This is a genomic window from Amycolatopsis bullii, from assembly GCF_014654205.1.
Classification (GTDB): domain Bacteria; phylum Actinomycetota; class Actinomycetes; order Mycobacteriales; family Pseudonocardiaceae; genus Amycolatopsis; species Amycolatopsis plumensis.
Window position 1 is genome coordinate 106,940 of sequence record NZ_BNAW01000019.1, and the last position, 16,985, is coordinate 123,924.

Sequence of the window (16,985 nt, forward strand, 5' to 3'; positions counted from 1 at the left end):
CGGTGCGGCTGCCGGATACTCGCCGCCATGGGTACCACCGTGTCTGACGGCTTTCCCGGTGACGGCCGGGACGAGGATTTCCTCGCCGTGGTCGGCTTGTCCTGCCGCCTCCCCGGTGCGGACGGCCCCGCGGCGTTCTGGCGGCTGCTCACCGGCGGGGTCGATGCGGTGGGCACGGTGCCGCCGTGGCGGTGGGGCCCCGATGCGCCGCCGGACGACGTTGCCGGCGCCCCGCTGCGGGCCGGTGGGTTCATCGAGGACGCCGACCGGTTCGACGCCGGGTTCTTCGGCATCTCCGCGCGCGAGGCCGTCGCGATGGACCCGCGGCAGCGGCTCACGCTCGAACTGGGCTGGGAAGCGCTGGAGGACGCGCACATCGTGCCCGCCGCCGTGCGCGGCACCGCCGCGGGCGTGTTCGTCGGTGCCATCGCCGACGACTACGCGGCCGTGACCCGGCAGCACGGCCCGGACGCGCTCACCCACCACAGCCTGGCCGGGCTGCACCGCGGGCTGATCGCCAACCGGCTCTCCCACGCGCTCGGCGCGACCGGGCCCAGCTTGACCGTCGACACGGCACAGTCGTCGTCGCTGGTGGCGGTGCACCTCGCCGCGGAGAGCCTGCGCCGCGGCGAGTCGGAAGTGGCTCTTGCCGGGGGCGTGCACCTGAACCTGACCTGGGAGAGCGCGCTGACGCTCGAACGGTTCGGCGGGCTGTCGCCGGACGGCCGGTGCCACACGTTCGACGCGCGCGCGAACGGTTTCGTCCGCGGCGAAGGCGGCGGCTTTGTCGTGCTGAAGACGCTGCGCCGGGCGCGCCGGGACGGCGACCGGATCTACTGCGTGCTGCGCGGCAGCGCGATGAACCACGACGGCGACGACGCGGACCTCGTGGTCCCGAGCGCGGCGGCGCAGGAACGGGTGATCCGGGCCGCCGTCCGCCGCGCGGCCGTCGAACCCGCTGCCCTGCAGTACGTCGAGCTGCACGGGACCGGCACGCGGACCGGCGACCCGATCGAAGCGGCCGCGCTGGGCGCCGCGCTCGGCGAGCACGGGGACGCCCCGGTACGGGTCGGTTCGGTGAAGACGAACATCGGGCACCTGGAGGGGGCGGCCGGGATCGCCGGGCTGCTCAAGACCGTGCTGTGCGTGCACCACCGGAAGCTGGTGCCGAGCCTGCACTTCGAGACGCCCAACCCGGAAATCCCGTGGGACACCGCGAACATCGAGGTGCAGCGCGGTACCGAGCCGTGGCCGCGCGAGCGGCGCCCGCTCGTCGCCGGCGTCAGTTCGTTCGGCGTCGGCGGGGCGAACTGCCACGTCGTGCTGGCCGAATCCGGCGAGCCGGCCCCCGCCACCGCCACCGGGGACGACTCCTCCGCGGTCGTGCCGTGGGTGGTGTCGGGCCGCTCCGCGGCCGCGCTGCGGGAGCAGGCGGCCCGGCTGGGCGAATACGCGGAATCCACTGAGGTCAGTGCGGCCGACATCGGCTTCTCGCTCGCGGTCACCCGCTCGGCGTTCGAGCACCGCGCCGCCGTCGTGGGAGCCGGCCGCGCCGAGCTGGCCGCCGCCGTGCGCGCCGTCGGGCAGGGCGGTGCGGCCGGGATCCGCGGCGTCGCGGACGTGTCGGGCCCGACGGTGTTCGTGTTCCCCGGCCAGGGCGCGCAGTGGGCCGGGATGGCCGTCGGCCTGCTCGGCTCCGCGCCGGTGTTCGCGGCCCGGATGGCGGAGTGCGCGGACGCGTTCGCCGAGCTCGTCGACTGGTCGCTGACGGACGCGCTCGCCGATCCCGCGTTGCTGGAGCGGGTCGACGTGGTGCAGCCGGTGTCGTTCGCGGTGATGGTGTCGCTGGCCGCGCTGTGGGAGTCGTACGGGATCCACCCGGCCGCGGTGGTCGGGCACTCGCAGGGCGAGATCGCCGCGGCCTGCGTGGCGGGCGCGTTGTCGCTGCGGGACGCGGCGAGGGTCGTGGTGCTGCGCAGCCGGGTGATCCGCGAACAGCTGGCCGGCAGCGGCGGCATGGCTTCGATCGGCCTGTCCGAACGCGAGGTGACGGCGCGGATCGCCGGGTCGCCGGTCACGGTGGCGGCGGTCAACGGCCCGTCGTCGGTCGTCGTCGCGGGCGAACCGGCGGCGCTGGACGAACTGGTCGCGAGCTTCGAGGCCGACGGCGTGCGCGCGAAGCGGGTTCCGGTGGACTACGCCTCGCATTCGGTGCACGTGGCGAAGATCGAGGAAAGCCTCACGAGCGAGCTGGGCGCGCTCGAACCGCGGGTCCCGCGGGTGCCGTGGCTGTCGACGGTGACCGGCGAGTGGATCGAAACGGCCACTGTGGACGCTCGGTACTGGTACACGAACCTGCGGCAGCCGGTGCGGTTCGAGGCGGCCATCCGCACGCTCGCCGCCGCCGGGCACGCGGCGTTCGTCGAGGTGAGCTCGCACCCGGTGCTGCTGGCGGGCATGCAGGAGACGCTCGACGACGTCGGCGCGGGCCCGTCGGTGGTCGCCGGCACGCTGCGACGCGACGAGGGCGGTATCGCGCGCTTCCTCACTTCGCTGGCGGAGCTGCACGTGCGCGGGGTCGAACCCGACTGGGCCGCGGTCTTCTCCGGAAGCGCACCCCGGCGGGTCGACCTGCCGACGTATGCCTTCCAGCGCAAGCGGTACTGGCCCGGCGACGCCGTCGAGGACGACGTCCCGGTCACGCCGTCGCTCGACCCGCTCGACGTCGTCCGCGCGCACGCCGCCGCGGTGCTGGGACACGGCGATCCGGACGCGATCGGCCGGACGATGACGTTCAAGGAAGCCGGGTTCGACTCCGTGATGTCGGTGGAGCTGCGCAACCGCCTCAGCGCGGCCACCGGGCTCGCGCTGCCCGCGGGTCTGCTCTTCGACCGGCCGACGCCGCACGCCGTGGCCGAGCACCTGGCCGAGCGGCTCGCGGGCGAGCCGGCCGGGGCACGCGGGGCCGGGAACGGCACGCGGACGAAGCCGGCGCCGGACGAGCCGATCGCCATCGTCGGCATGGCCTGCCGGTTCCCCGGCGACGTGCGCTCGCCCGAGCAGCTGTGGCGCCTGGTGGCGGACGAGGTGGACGCGATCGGCGCGTTCCCCGAGGACCGCGGCTGGGACCTGCGCACGCTGCGCGCCGCGGACGGCCGCCGGGGCAGCTCGGCCACCGACCAGGGTGGTTTCCTCTACGACGCGGCCGAGTTCGACGCGGACTTCTTCGGCATCTCGCCGCGCGAGGCCACGGCCATGGACCCGCAGCAGCGCCTGCTGCTGGAAACCTCGTGGGAGGCGGTCGAGCGCGCGGGCATCGATCCGTCGGCGCTGCGCGGCAGTGACACCGGGGTGTTCGTCGGGATCATGTCCCAGGAATACGGCCCGCGGCTGGCCGAAGGCGCCGAGGGGTACGAGGGCCACCTGCTCACCGGCAACACCGCGAGCGTCGCGTCCGGCAGACTGGCCTACACCCTCGGGCTGCACGGTCCGGCCCTCACCGTGGACACCGCGTGCTCGTCGTCGCTGGTGGCGCTGCACTCGGCCGTGCGTTCCCTGCGCGCGGGCGAGTGCGGGCTCGCGCTCGCCGGCGGGGCCACCGTGCTTTCTTCGCCCGGCATCTTCGTCGAGTTCAGCAGGCAGCAGGGCCTGGCGGCGGACGGCCGGTGCCGGGCCTTCGCCGAAGGCGCCGGCGGCACCGGCTGGGCCGAGGGGGCCGGCGTGCTGCTGCTGGAACGGCTCGCCGACGCGCGGCGGGCCGGGCACCCGGTGCTCGCCGTCGTGCGGGGCTCCGCGGTCAACTCCGACGGCGCCTCCAACGGGCTCACCGCGCCGAGCGGCCCGGCGCAGCAGAGCGTCATCCGCGCCGCGCTCGCGGACGCGGGCCTCGAACCCGAGGACGTCGACACCGTGGAGGCACACGGCACCGGGACGACGCTCGGCGACCCGATCGAGGCGGAGGCCCTCCTGGCCACGTACGGCAGGCACCGGCCCGCCGACCGGCCGCTGTGGCTCGGGTCGCTGAAGTCGAACATCGGGCACGCGCAGGCCGCGGCCGGTGTCGGCGGCGTGATCAAGATGGTGCAGGCCATGCGCAACGCGACGCTTCCGCGCACCCTGCACGCCGACGAGCCGTCGAGCCGGATCGACTGGAGCGCGGGAACGGTCCGGCTGCTCAGCGAAGCGCGCGCGTGGCCGGCCGCCGACCGGCCCCGGCGCGCGGCGGTGTCCTCGTTCGGGATCAGCGGGACCAACGCGCACGTCGTGCTCGAACACGCCGAGGAGCCGGCCGAGGAGCCGCCTCGGGACACCGGGAGCGAACCGGTGCTGCCGTGGGTCCTTTCCGGACGCGGCGCGGACGCGCTGCGCGCCCAGGCCGGACGCCTGGTCTCGCGGGTGGCCTCGATGCGCGAGCCGCGGGCGGCCGATCTGGCCCACTCGCTGGCGACCACGCGATTCGCGGCCGAACACCGGGCCGTCGCGATCGGCGCCGGGTGTGCGGAACCCCTGGCCGCGCTGCGGGAGTTCGCCGAGGGCGTGGTGCCGGCCGGGCTCGTCGAAGGAACCGCGAACGTGACCGGCCGCACGGTCTTCGTGTTCCCCGGCCAGGGCGCGCAGTGGGCCGGGATGGCGCTCGAACTGCTGGACACCGCTCCGGTCTTCGCCGCGCGGATGGCCGAATGCGCGGCCGCGCTGAGCGAGTTCACCGACTGGGCGCTGCCCGACGCGCTCCGCGACGAGACGATGCTGGCGCGGGTCGACGTCGTCCAGCCGGTCTCGTTCGCGGTGATGGTCTCGCTGGCGGCGCTGTGGCAGGCCACCGGGATCGAGCCGGACGCGGTGGTCGGCCACTCGCAGGGTGAGATCGCGGCCGCGTGCGTATCGGGAGCGCTGTCGCTGCGTGACGCCGCGGCGGTGGTCGTCCTGCGGAGCAAGGCGATCCACGACGAGCTGGCCGGACACGGTGGCATGGTGTCGGTTTCGCTGTCCGCGTCCGACACCGAGCGGCTGATCGAAGTCTGGGCGGGCCGGATCGGCATCGCGGTGTTCAACGGTCCGACGGCCACGGTCGTGGCCGGGGAGCCCGCCGCGCTGGACGAGCTGCTGGCCCGCTGCGCGGCCGACGGGATCAGGGCCCGCCGGGTTCCGGTGGACTACGCCTCGCACAGCGGGTACGTCGAAAGTCTCCGGCAGCGGCTGCTCGACGAGCTCGCGTTCATCGAGCCGGTCGCGGCGCGGGTGCCGTTCCTGTCGACGGTGACCGGGGAGTGGACGGACACGGCCACGCTGGACGCGGGGTACTGGTACGAAAACCTGCGGCGTCCGGTGCGGTTCGAGGCCGCGACCAAAGCTCTCGCGGCGCAGGGTTTCCGCGTCTTCGTCGAGAGCAGCCCGCACCCGGTGCTCGGCATGGCGGTGCAGGAGACGGTCGACGAGCTCGGCGCGGGTCCCACGGTCGTCGTGGGAACGTTGCGGCGCAACGAGGGCGGGCTCCGCCGGTTCTACACGTCGCTGGCCGAGCTGTACGTGCGCGGTGTGACGCCGGACTGGTCCGCGGTGTTCGGCGGGCACCGGCCGCGCCGGGTGGACCTGCCGACGTACGCGTTCCAGCGCCGGCGTTTCTGGCTTTCGCCGGAGCAGCCTTCGACGGCCGGCGCCGACCCGGTGGAGCGGCGGTTCTGGACCGCCGTCGAACGCTCCGACGTCGGGGAGCTGGCGAAGACCCTGGCGGTGGGCGAGGACGAAGTGCGTCCGCTGGTGCCCGCGCTGTCGGCGTGGCGCAGCCGCCGCAACGCCGAGACCGTCGCCGATGCGCTGCGCTACCGGATCGAATGGGAACCGGTCCGGCCCGGCGGCGCCGGGCTGTCCGGCGACTGGGTCGTCCTCGCTCCCGCCGAGGGTGCCGACGTGCTCGACGACGTCGTGGCCGCGCTCGAAGCAGGGGGCGCGCGGGCGCCCGTCGTGCGCGTGCCGGACACGGCCGACCGCTCGTGGTTCGCGGAATCCCTGTGTGACAGCGCTTCCGCGGCGGGCTTGGTTTCGTTGCTCGCGATGGACGAGCGGCCGCACGCCCGGTTCGGCGTGCTCACGGCCGGCCTGGCGGCGACGGTGGAGCTGACCGCCGCGTTGCGCGACCTCCCGGCGGCCGGGCCGCTGTGGGTGCTGACCCGCGCGGCCGTGACCACCGGCCGGAACGACCGGCTCGGCAGCCCGGACCAGGCGGCGGTGTGGGGGTTCGGCCGGACCGCGGCGTTGGAGTTCCCGCGCCGGTGGGGTGGCCTGCTGGACCTGCCGCCGGTGCTGGACGGCCGGGCCGCGGCCCGGCTGCGCGCCGCGCTGGCCGGCTTCGACGGCGAGGACCAGCTGGCCCTGCGTTCCTCCGGGTTGTTCGCCCGGCGGCTGGTGCCCGCCCCGGTCGGCGACACCGCGCCGGCCACGCCGTGGCGTCCCGGCGGGACGGTGCTGGTGACGGGCGGCACGGGCGGGCTCGGCGGGCACCTCGCCCGCTGGTTCGCCGCCGCGGGCGCGGACCACGTCGTGCTCACCGGCCGTCGCGGCCTCGACACCCCCGGCGCGGCCGAACTGCGCGACGAGCTCACCGCCCAGGGCGCGCGGATCACCATCGCGGCCTGCGACGTGACCGACGCCGGAGCGCTCGAGGCGTTGCTGGACGGCCTTGCCGCCGACGGCGAACCCGTGCGCACGGTCGTGCATGCCGCGGGAATCGCGCCGCTGACGCCGATCGGCGAGCTCACCGTCGCCGAGGTCGCCGAAGTCGCCGAAGCCAAGGTCGCGGGCGTGCGGAATCTCGACGCGCTGCTCGGCGACCGCGAGCTCGACACCCTCGTGCTGTTCTCGTCGATCTCCGCGACGTGGGGCGTCGGTGAGCACGCCGCGTACGCCGCGGCCAACGCTTTCCTCGACGCGTTCGCCGAGCAGCGCCGTGCCGAAGGCCTGCCGGTGCTTTCCGTCGCGTGGGGACCGTGGGCGGGCGGCGGCATGATCGCCGAGCACCAGCAGGACGTGCTGCGGCGCCGCGGGGTGCCGGTCCTCGACCCGGAGCCCGCGCTGGCCGGCCTGCGGCAGGCGCTGGACCGGCGGGACACCGTGGTCGCGATCGCGGAGCTCGACCGCGCGCGGTTCGTGTCGACGTTCGCCTCGGTGCGCCCGAGCCCGTTGCTGGCCCGGCTGGGCGGTGCGGACGACGAGGCGGCGCAGGCCGAGCCGTCCGGTGCCGAGGAGCCCTCGCTGGTGCGCCGGCTGGCGCACCTGCGCCCGGAGGAAGCGGAGCGGGTGGTCACCGAGCTGGTGCGGGCCCACACCGCACGGGCACTCGGCCACGACGACCCGTCCGCGTTGGAACTCGGCAAGGCGTTCAAGGACCTCGGCTTCGACTCGCTGACGTCGGTCGAGCTGCGCAACCGGCTCGGTGCGGCGACCGGCCTCCCGCTGCCCGCCACGCTGGTCTTCGACCACCCCACGCCGTCCTCGCTGGCGGACCACCTGCTCGCGCTGGCGCGCGGCGCCGAGCCCGGCGCCGGGCCGCGCGCGGGCACCACGGCCGCCCCGGTGGCCGGGGACGAGATCGCGATCGTCGCGGCGAGCTGCCGGCTGCCCGGCGGGATCGGCTCGCCCGAACAGCTCTGGGAACTGCTCGCCCGCGGCGGGGACGTGATGTCCGGCCTGCCCGCCGACCGCGGCTGGAACGCGGGCGTCTACGACCCGGACCCGGACCGGCCCGGCACCAGCTACACCCGGACCGGCGGGTTCCTGCACGACAGCGGCGACTTCGACGCGGAGTTCTTCGGCATGTCCCCGCGGGAAGCGCTGGCGACCGACCCCCAGCAACGGCTGCTGCTCGAACTCACCTGGGAGGCCATGGAACGCGCCGGCCTGCCGCCCGAGTCGTTGCGCGGCAGCCGGACCGGCGTCTACGTCGGCGTGACCGACCAGTACTACGGCGATCCGAACCGGAACGACCCCGAGCGGGACGAGGGCTACCTGGTCACCGGGGACGTGGCGAGCGTCGCCTCGGGCCGGATCGCGTACGTCTTCGGCCTCGAAGGTCCCGCGGTCACCCTCGACACGGCGTGCTCGTCTTCGCTGGCGGCCCTGCACCTGGCGGCGAACGCGCTGCGCTCCGGCGAATGCTCGCTCGCGGTCGCGGCCGGCGCGATGGTGATGGCCACCCCGTCGCAGTTCATCGCGTTCAGCAGGCAGCGCGGGCTGGCCGAGGACGGTCACTGCAAGCCGTTCTCCGCGCGGGCGGACGGGTTCGCCCTCGCCGAGGGGGCGGCCGTCGTGCTGGTGGAGCGGCTGTCCGACGCCCGGCGCCTCGGCCACCCGGTGCTCGCGGTCGTGCGCGGCTCGGCCATGAACTCCGACGGGGCCAGCAACGGGCTCACCGCGCCGAACGGGCGGGCGCAGGAGCGGGTGATCCGGGACGCGCTGGCCGCGGCCGGGCTCGAACCGTCCGAAGTGGACGCCGTCGAGGCGCACGGGACCGGCACCACGCTCGGCGACCCGATCGAGGCGAACGCGCTGCTGGCGACCTACGGCGAGGGGGAGCGGGCCGAGCCACTGTGGCTCGGGTCGGTCAAGGCCAACGTCGGGCACACCCAGACCGTGTCCGGTCTCGTCGGCGTGCTCAAGATGATCGAGGCGATGCGCCACGGCGTGCTGCCGCGCAGCCCGTACGCCGAGGACCCGACACCGCACGTGGACTGGTCCGGCGGCACGGTCGCGCTGCTCGCCGAGGAACGCCCGTGGCCCGAACGCGGACGGGCCCGCCGGTCCGGCGTTTCGGCGTTCGGCATCAGCGGCACCAACGTGCACGTGATCCTCGAGCAGCCGCCCGCCGGTCCGGAACCGGACGCCGCGCGCGAGGCGGTGCCGGGGACCGTGCCACTGGTGTTGTCGGGCCGCACCGATTCCGCGTTGCGGGCCCAGGCGGCGAGCCTGCTGGCCGTTGTCGAGGAAGCTGCGCACCCGCTCGACGACCTCGCGTTCTCCCTCGCCACTTCGCGCTCGGCGTTCGAACACCGTGCCGTGGTGCTGGCCGAAGACCACGGCTCGGCGGTGCGGGGCCTCGCGGCACTGGCCGGGGGAACGACCGCGCCGGGCGTGTTCACCGGCTTCGCCGCCACCGGACCGGTCGCGTGGCTGTTCTCCGGGCAGGGCGCGCAGCACGCCGGGATGGGCGAGCGGCTCTACGAGGCCTACGAGGTGTTCGCCGACGCGGTGGACGCGGCCTGCGCGCGGTTCGACGCCCTGCTCGGCGCGGACGGCGGGTTCGCGGACCGCCCGCTGCGGGAGGTCATGTTCGCCGGCGAGGGGACCGCCGACGCCGCGTTGCTCGACCACACCGCGTACACGCAGCCCGCGCTGTTCACGTTCGAGGTCGCGCTGTACCGGCTGCTCGAATCGTGGGGCCTGGCCCCCGGTTTCCTCGTCGGCCACTCGATCGGCGAACTGGCCGCCGCGCACGTGGCCGGGGTGTTCTCCCTCGACGACGCGTGCACGCTGGTCGCTGCCCGCGGCCGGCTGATGCAGTCGCTGCCCGAAGGCGGAGCCATGGTGGCGATCGAGGCCGCGGCGGCCGAGGTCGAGCCGCTGCTGCCCGGATCGGTGTCCCTCGCCGCGGTGAACGGGCCGGCCTCGGTCGTGGTGTCCGGAGACGAGGACGCCGTGACGGCACTGGCCGGCCGGTTCGCCGCCGACGGCAGGCGGACCAAGCGGCTGCGCACGAGCCACGCCTTCCACTCGCCGCGCATGGACGCCATGCTGGCGGAGTTCGGCCGGGTGGCCGCGGGGCTCTCCTACGGTGAGCCGCGGCTGCCGGTGGTCTCCACGGTCACCGGCGAGCTCGCCGACCCGGCGCTGCTGCGCACGCCCGGGTACTGGGTCGGGCAGGTCCGGGCGACGGTCCGGTTCGCCGACGCCGTCGGGCACCTGGCCGGCCTCGGCGTGACGCGGTTCCTCGAAGTCGGCCCGGCCGGGGTGCTGACCGCGCTCGCCGCCGAGACCGTCGATCGGGAGTCCGCCGTGCTCGTGGCCGCCTCGCGCGCGGACCGGGACGAGGTGGCCGCGGTGCTCGGCGCGGTGGCCACGCTGCACGTCGCGGGCTCCTCGCCCGACTGGCGGCGCTGGTTCGCCGAGCGTCCGGTGCACCGGGTTCCGCTGCCGACCTACGCCTTCCAGCGCCGGCGGTACTGGCTGCGGCCCTCTCGCCGCCGCCAGGAGGCGATGGCCGAATCCTGGCAGTACGGCATCGAGTGGCGGCCCGTCCCCGACGCCGGTTCCGCCGTCCTCGACGGCACCTGGCTGGTCCCGATGCCGTCGGGCGGGAACGCGCTGGCCCATCGCCTGCTGGCCGGCCTCCGCGCCGCGGGGGCCGCCGTGGTCCCGCTGCGGGCGGACCAGCTCGGTGAGGTCGCCGCCGTCGTGGCGCAGCAGCGCTTCGCGGGCGTGCTCTCGTTGCTGGCGCTGGACGGGCGCGACGATCCCCGCTGCGCCCCGCTGAGCCGCGGCCTCGCCGACACGGTGACGTTGCTGGGCGCGCTCGGCGAGTCCGCGCCGCCGGTGTGGTGCGTGACCGCTTCCGCGGTCGCGACGGCCGAGGGGGAGCCGGTCGGCGACGCCGCGCAGGGTGCGGTCTGGGGCCTGGGCGCGGTGCTGGGGCTGGAGCGGCCGGGGCAGTGGGGCGGCCTGATCGACGTCCCGTCCGATGTGGACGATGCCGGGATCGGGCGGCTGGTGGCCGTCCTGGCCGGCGGCCACGGCGAGGACCAGGTCGCCGTCCGCGCGTCGGGGACCAGTGCGCGCCGGCTGGTCCGTGCGCCGCTCGGTCCCGAGACCACGGGTGGCTGGCGGCCGCGCGGAGCGGTACTGGTCACCGGCGGGCTGGGCGCGTTGGGCGCCCGGGTCGCGCGCTGGCTCGCCGAGGAGGGCGCGGAGCACCTCGTGCTCGTCAGCCGCCGCGGCGAGGAGGCCCCGGGAGCGGCCGAACTGGCGGCGGAGCTCACCGGGCACGGCGCCGGGGTCACGATCCTCGGCTGCGACGTCGGCGATCAGGAGGCGTTCTCGGCGTTGCTGACGTCGCTCCCGGAGCGGTTGCCCGACGGCGTCGGCGTGACCGCGGTCGTGCACACGGCGGGCGTCGCGCAGGAACCGCGGCCGCTGGAGCAGCTGTCGCTCACCGAGTTCGCCGAGATCGCGCGCGCGAAGCTCGGCGGTGCACGGGTTCTCGACGCGTTCTTCGCCGACGAGCCGCTGGACGCCTTCGTGCTGTTCTCCTCGGTCTCGGCGGTGTGGGGCAACCACGGTTCCGCCGCGTACGCCGGCGCGAACGGGTTCCTCGACGCCCTCGCGCAGCAGCGCCGGGCGCGCGGCCTGGCCGCGACCTCGATCGCCTGGGGTGCCTGGGGCGGTGGCGGCATGGTCGACGGGGAAACCGCGGAACTGCACCGGCGCCGCGGGGTTCCGGTGATGGCGCCGGAGACGGCGGTCGGCGTGCTCGGCAGCGCCGTCCGCGGCGACCGCGCGCAGGTGGTCTGCGCCGACGTGGACTGGGCCACCTTCGTGCCCGCCTACACGATGGCGCGGCCGCGGCCGCTGCTGAACGAGCTCCCCGAGGCCTCGGCGGCACCCGCGCAACCGGCCGCCGCCCCGGCGGAAGCGGGCGGCCCGCCCGCGTTCGTGGCGAAACTCCTCGACGCGCTCGCGGAGGACCGGCTGCCCGCCGCGCTCGACCTGGTGCGGACCGCGACCGCGCGGGTGCTCGGGCACGACGACATCCGGGCGGCCAAGCCGTTCAAGGAACTCGGCGTCGACTCGCTCACCGGGGTCGAGCTGCGCGACGAGCTGAGCTCCGCGACCGGGCTGAGCCTGCCCGCGACGATCGTGTTCGACCAGCCGACACCGCGTGCGCTGGCCGAGCACCTCTGCGAGCGCGTGCTCACCGAGTACGCGTCGCCGGCTCCGCTGGACGAACAGCTGGAACAGCTGGAGCGGGCGCTGGACCGGACTCCGCCGCCGGAGGAGGTCCGGGCGCGCCTGCGCGAGCTGGCCCAGCGGTGGGGCGTGGATTCGCGCTCCGGCGTGCCCGCCGATATCGACGGAGCCACCGACGACGAGATCTTCGACCTCATCGAACAGGAATTGGGGGCCGACTAGGGGAACGGGGTGGCGAAACGCGGATGCGCGGTCGAGTTCCGGGTTCGGGACGGGACCGCGCAATTCGCGCGCGCCATAAAACCCGAAGCCCGGAAGAATGCGTTACGACATGACTGAGGGCCGCGGACGAAACGTCACGCGGCCCTCAGGAAAGTTCTGCCGTGGTTAACCCGGGTGTGGGTGTTCAGACCCCTTTCTTTTGCTTGCGCTCGGCGCCGATGATCACCACGATGGCGATGATCAGCAGCAGGCCGCCGATGGCGAAGAGGGTGAACTGGGTGGTCTCCCCGTCCTTGAACAGCACCTTGGCCTCGAGGAACGCGGCGAGGCCGAGCACCAGCAGCGCGTAGCCGCGGGCGAGGCCCTTGTTCGCGGCCGAGGACTTGCGCGACTTCTTCGTGACCGAAACCGCGCCGACGGAGCCCGCGAGCGCCCACAGGAAAATCAGGGCCAGCACGATGCCGCCGCCGACTCCCGCAATCAGTTGCCAACTCTCCAGGTTTGCCATGGAACCTTCCCCGAATTTCCCGACCGGTGTTACCTAGGGAAGTGACAGTACCAGAGTGAGCGCGGGTGTGGTTAATGAGTCACGGAGATGTTCCTGCGGGCGGAAGAAAGTCGTCTCCATCTTCACTCCGGCACCCCCGCGCCGGCCTCGCCGCCAAGGACACCTAGGGGCATCCTTAGAAGACGTTGAACGCCGGAACAGCGGGCTTTACGTTGATGACATGCCTGAATGTCGTACCTGCGGCGGCGCCCTCACCGAAGTCTACGACTTCGGTCGCCAGCCTCTGTCTGATGCCTTCCTCGAGCCCGACAAGCTCGAAGGAGAGTTCTTCTACCGGCTCACCGTCGGCATGTGCGGTGCCTGCACGATGGTCCAGCTGATGGAGGAAGTCCCCCGGGACAAGATGTTCCACGAGGACTACCCGTATTACTCCTCCGGTTCGGAGGTGATGCGCAAGCACTTCGAGCACACCGCGCGGGCCTTCCTCGACACCGAACTGACCGGGCCGGACCCGTTCATCGTCGAGATCGGCAGCAACGACGGCGTGATGCTCAAGGCGATCGCCGACGCCGGCGTCAAGCACCTCGGCGTCGACCCCTCCGGCGCGGTCACCGAACGCGCGCGCAGCAAGGGGATCCGCACGCGCACCGCCTTCTTCGAGGAGTCGGAGGCGCTCGCCGTCGTCGCGGCCGAGGGCAACGCCGACGTCATCTTCGCGGCGAACACGATCTGCCACATCCCGTACCTCGACTCCATCTTCCGCGGCGTGGCCGCCCTGCTGAAGCCGAACGGCATCTTCGTTTTCGAGGACCCCTACCTCGGCGACATCGTGGAGCGCGCGTCGTTCGACCAGATCTACGACGAGCACTTCTACCTGTTCACCGCGCGGGCGGTGCGCAACATGGCGCGCCGGTTCGGCCTGGAGCTCGTCGACGTCGAACACTTCGGCGTGCACGGCGGCGAAGTCCGGTACACGATCGCCCGGCAGGGCGCCCGCGAGCCGAAGCCCGCCGTCGAGGAGCTGCTGGCCGAGGAGGACGCGCGCGGACTCGCGCAGCTGTCCACCCTCGAAGAGTTCGGCATGCGCGTCACGGCCATCAAGGACGACCTCGTCACCCTGCTGACCAAGCTGCGCTACGAGGGCAAGCGGGTGGTCGCCTACGGCGCCACCGCCAAGAGCGCGACCGTGGCGAACCTGTGCGGGCTCGGCCCGGACCTCGTCGAGTTCGTCTGCGACATCACGCCGCAGAAGCAGAACCGGGTCACCCCGGGCAGCCACATCCCGGTCCGCGGCCCGGAGGCCTTCCGCGACCCCTACCCCGACTACGCGCTGCTGTTCGCGTGGAACCACGCCGACGAGATCCTCGCCAAGGAGCAGGAGTTCCGGCGCAACGGCGGCAAGTGGATCCTCTACGTGCCGGACGTCCACACCGTCTGAAGCACGGTTCTTCCCCGCTGCGGCGGCCCGGCCCGGGACCACCAGGGCCCGGCCGCCGCAAACCCGTCCCCAGCGCGGACCGAACGCGCACGCGCCGGTGGGGTGATCGCAGCAGCGATCACCCCACCGGCGTTTCCCGTTCAGCGGACGGCTTCGATGACCTTGCCGAAGTTCTCCATGGAGTTCTCCATGACGGTGGTGTAGGAGATCCCGTAGCGATCGCGGATCTCGTGCAGCTTCGCCGCGACGTCCGCGGGCGTGCCCACCAGCACCGTCGGTGCGCCGAGGAGCTCGTCCTCGGGGAGTTCGGGCCCGAACCGCCGGAGCCGCTCGATCGCCGAGCCGCGGTCGGTGGTCAGCAGGGTCGCCTTGGACAGCAGGTTGAGCTCGACTTCGCCGGCCCGGTCGCCGGCGCACGCGCGCACGTAGGCGACGCGCTCGTCCATCTGCGCGGCCGTGGCGATGGTCATCCGCCCGTGGGCGGGGTCGAACTTCGCGCCTGTCAGGCCGACCACCTCCGCGTGGCGCGCGGCCAGGCGCAGCACCCGGTCGCCGTGGCCGGCGAGGAGCAGGGGCGGCCGGGGCCGCTGCACCGTCTTGGGACTGCCGGGATCGTCGAAGGCCCGCTCGATCTCCGTCACGGCCGACACGAGCCGGTCGACGCGGGTGCCCGGCGCGCCGAACGGCACGCCGGCGGCGGTGAACTCCCACTCGACGTAGCCGGCGCCGAGACCGATCTCGAGGCGTCCGTCGGTGAACTGGTCGAGCGTCGCGAGGTCCCTCGCCAGCAGCGTGTGGTTGTGGAAGGCGGCGTTGAGCACGTACGTGCCGACCCGCGGCCAGGTCGTGTTCTCCGCGGTCAGCACCACCGACGGGAACGGCGAGGTGAGGTTGAGGTGGTCGGGGGCGGCGACGACGTCGTAGCCCAGCTCCTCCGCGCGGCGGCTCTTCGCGACCCATTCCGCGCGCGAGCAGCCCTCGGAGATCAGGACGACACCGAAGCGGAACGGCCGGGTCACGCCGCCCGCCGCCGGAAACCACGCAGGGCCATGACGATCGCGAGCACGACGCCGGCGATCGAGACGAGCAGGGCCCACAGCGGGCCGCTCTCCAGCGGCAGCCCGAGGGCCAGTGAGCGCGAGGTGTCGACGGCGAAGGTGAGCGGGTTGACCCGCGCCACCGCGCCCATCCACTCGGTCATGCTGTCGATGGGGACGTAGGCCGACGAGGCGAACATCAGCGGCAGCATGATGGTCGCCCCGGCGACCTGGGTCAGCTCGGCGTCCCGGATCCAGGTCGCCAGCGCCATGAACACCCAGCTCAGCGACCAGCCGATCAGGACGGCCACGAGCCAGCACCCGAGCGTGCCGAGCACGCCCCCGGCCGGCCGGAAGCCGAACACGAGCACCGCGACGACGAGCATCACGCCCAGCTGGACGGCGTTGCGCACCGCGTCGGCGAGACTGCGGGCGATCACCACCGACGCCGAGGTGATGGGCAGCGACCGGAGCCGGGCCATCACGCCGTTCTTGACCTCCTCGACCATGCCCGCGCCGGAGTTCACCGCGGTGGTGAACGCCCCGATGACCACGATCGCCGGCATCAGGAAGTCCAGGTAGCTGATCCCGCCGGTCAGCTGGCCGGTGCCGGCGACGACCTTCGCGAACACCTGGGTGAACAGGAAGAGGATCACCATCGGCTGCAGCAGGCCGAGCAACGCCGACAGCGGGTGCTGCGCCTGCTGCCGCAGCAGCCGTCCGGTCAGCAGCGCCACCTGCGTGGGGAAGCCGGCACCGTGCCAGGTGCTGACATCGACTCCCGGCGGCGCGAGTTCGCCGGTCGTCCGCTGCCCCGTCGTCACCGTCGTCACGTTCTTGCTCCCGGGATCAGGCCGCGTTCGGCGCGGTGTGGGTGAAGGCCAGGTACACGTCGTCCAGGCGCGGTTCGACCAGCGCGAGCCGGCGTGGGGTCACGTCCGCGTCGTCGAGCGCCCGCACCACGCGGGCCAGATCGGCCGGGCTTTCCGCGGGCACCGAAAGCTCGGTCTCGGCGTCCTCGTCGGTGTCGCCGCCGGCGATCTGCGGGGGCAGTCCGACGTCCAGCAGGGCCGTGGTCGCCGCCGGGATGTCCGCCTCCGAGGCCAGCGTGATCGTCACCGTCCGCGTGCCGACCCTGGCCTTCAGTTCGGCGGGGGTACCGGAGACGACGACTTTCCCCTGTGACAGCAGGGTGATCGAGTCGGCCAGCTGTTCGGCCTCGTCGAGCAGCTGGGTGGTCAGCAGCACCGTGGTGCCCTCGCGCACGAGGCGCTTGACGAGCTGCCACATCGTGATGCGGGCCGACGGGTCGAGCCCGGTCGTCGGTTCGTCGAGGAAGATCAGCTCCGGCCGGCCGACGAGGCTGGCCGCGAGGTCGAGCCGGCGCCGCATGCCGCCCGAGTACGTCTTCGCGTACCGCTTCCCGGCTTCGACCAGGCCCATCACCTCGAGCAGTTCGTCGGCCCGCGCCCGCGCGTCCCGCTTCGAGGCGCCGAGCAGGCGGGCGATGAGCACCAGGTTGTGGAAGCCGGTCAGGTTCTCGTCGACGGAGGCGAACTGGCCGGTCAGGCCGATGCGCCTGCGGACCTGCGCGCCCTCGCGGACGATGTCGAAGCCGGCGACGGTAGCCGCGCCGCCGGTCGGCAGCAGGAGCGTGCTCAGCATGTTGACCAGCGTCGTCTTGCCCGCGCCGTTGTGGCCGAGCAGGCCGCAGACGCTGCCCTTCGGCACGGTCAGGCTCACTTCGTCGAGGGCGTGCACGGTGCCGAAGCTCTTGCTGAGCCTGTCGACCTCGATCGCGAACTCGGTCATGGGGTCCGGCCTCCTC

Annotated in this window: 6 protein-coding genes; 2 read left to right on the top strand and 4 right to left on the bottom strand. The window is 73.7% G+C overall.

Annotation, left to right across the window (positions count from 1 at the left end):
* The first annotated feature begins 27 nt into the window (after nt 1-27).
* Complete coding sequence (locus IE317_RS22140; RefSeq protein WP_191312986.1) at nt 28-12,174, top strand: type I polyketide synthase; 12,147 nt, start codon at nt 28-30, stop codon at nt 12,172-12,174.
* Between the two features lie 184 nt (nt 12,175-12,358).
* Here the strand turns inward: IE317_RS22140 and IE317_RS22145 are convergent, their stop codons facing one another.
* Complete coding sequence (locus IE317_RS22145) at nt 12,359-12,682, bottom strand: hypothetical protein (RefSeq protein ID WP_191312988.1); 324 nt, start codon at nt 12,680-12,682, stop codon at nt 12,359-12,361.
* A 220-nt stretch (nt 12,683-12,902) separates the two neighbouring features.
* Between IE317_RS22145 and IE317_RS22150 the strand changes: the two genes are divergently transcribed.
* On the top strand, nt 12,903-14,120 hold the full coding sequence (locus IE317_RS22150) for a class I SAM-dependent methyltransferase (RefSeq protein WP_191312990.1): 1,218 nt from the start codon (nt 12,903-12,905) through the stop codon (nt 14,118-14,120).
* Nucleotides 14,121-14,260: 140 nt separating this feature from the next.
* On the opposite strand, the gene IE317_RS22155 is transcribed toward IE317_RS22150, so the two are convergent.
* From IE317_RS22155 to IE317_RS22165, 3 genes are read right to left on the bottom strand one after another with little or no spacing between them, the layout of a single operon-like run.
* Complete coding sequence (locus IE317_RS22155) at nt 14,261-15,139, bottom strand: TIGR03621 family F420-dependent LLM class oxidoreductase (RefSeq protein ID WP_191312992.1); 879 nt, start codon at nt 15,137-15,139, stop codon at nt 14,261-14,263.
* Entirely contained in the window at nt 15,136-15,990 is an 855-nt protein-coding gene (locus tag IE317_RS22160) for an ABC transporter permease (protein ID WP_229902843.1), read from the bottom strand. Before IE317_RS22160 ends, IE317_RS22155 begins: the two co-directional genes overlap by 4 nt.
* Nucleotides 15,991-16,006: 16 nt before the next feature.
* Nucleotides 16,007-16,969 carry an ATP-binding cassette domain-containing protein gene (locus tag IE317_RS22165; RefSeq protein WP_191312994.1) on the bottom strand — a complete coding sequence of 321 codons (963 nt, stop codon included), beginning with the start codon at nt 16,967-16,969 and terminating at the stop codon, nt 16,007-16,009.
* Nucleotides 16,970-16,985 lie beyond the last annotated feature (16 nt).

Bases quoted from the DNA above. Each gene is read 5' to 3' on its own strand.
- IE317_RS22140 (WP_191312986.1), top strand. From the start codon at position 28: ATGGGTACCACCGTGTCTGACGGCTTTCCCGGTGACGGCCGGGACGAG.
- IE317_RS22145 (WP_191312988.1), bottom strand. From the start codon at position 12,682: ATGGCAAACCTGGAGAGTTGGCAACTGATTGCGGGAGTCGGCGGCGGC.
- IE317_RS22165 (WP_191312994.1), bottom strand. From the start codon at position 16,969: ATGACCGAGTTCGCGATCGAGGTCGACAGGCTCAGCAAGAGCTTCGGC.
- IE317_RS22150 (WP_191312990.1), top strand. From the start codon at position 12,903: ATGCCTGAATGTCGTACCTGCGGCGGCGCCCTCACCGAAGTCTACGAC.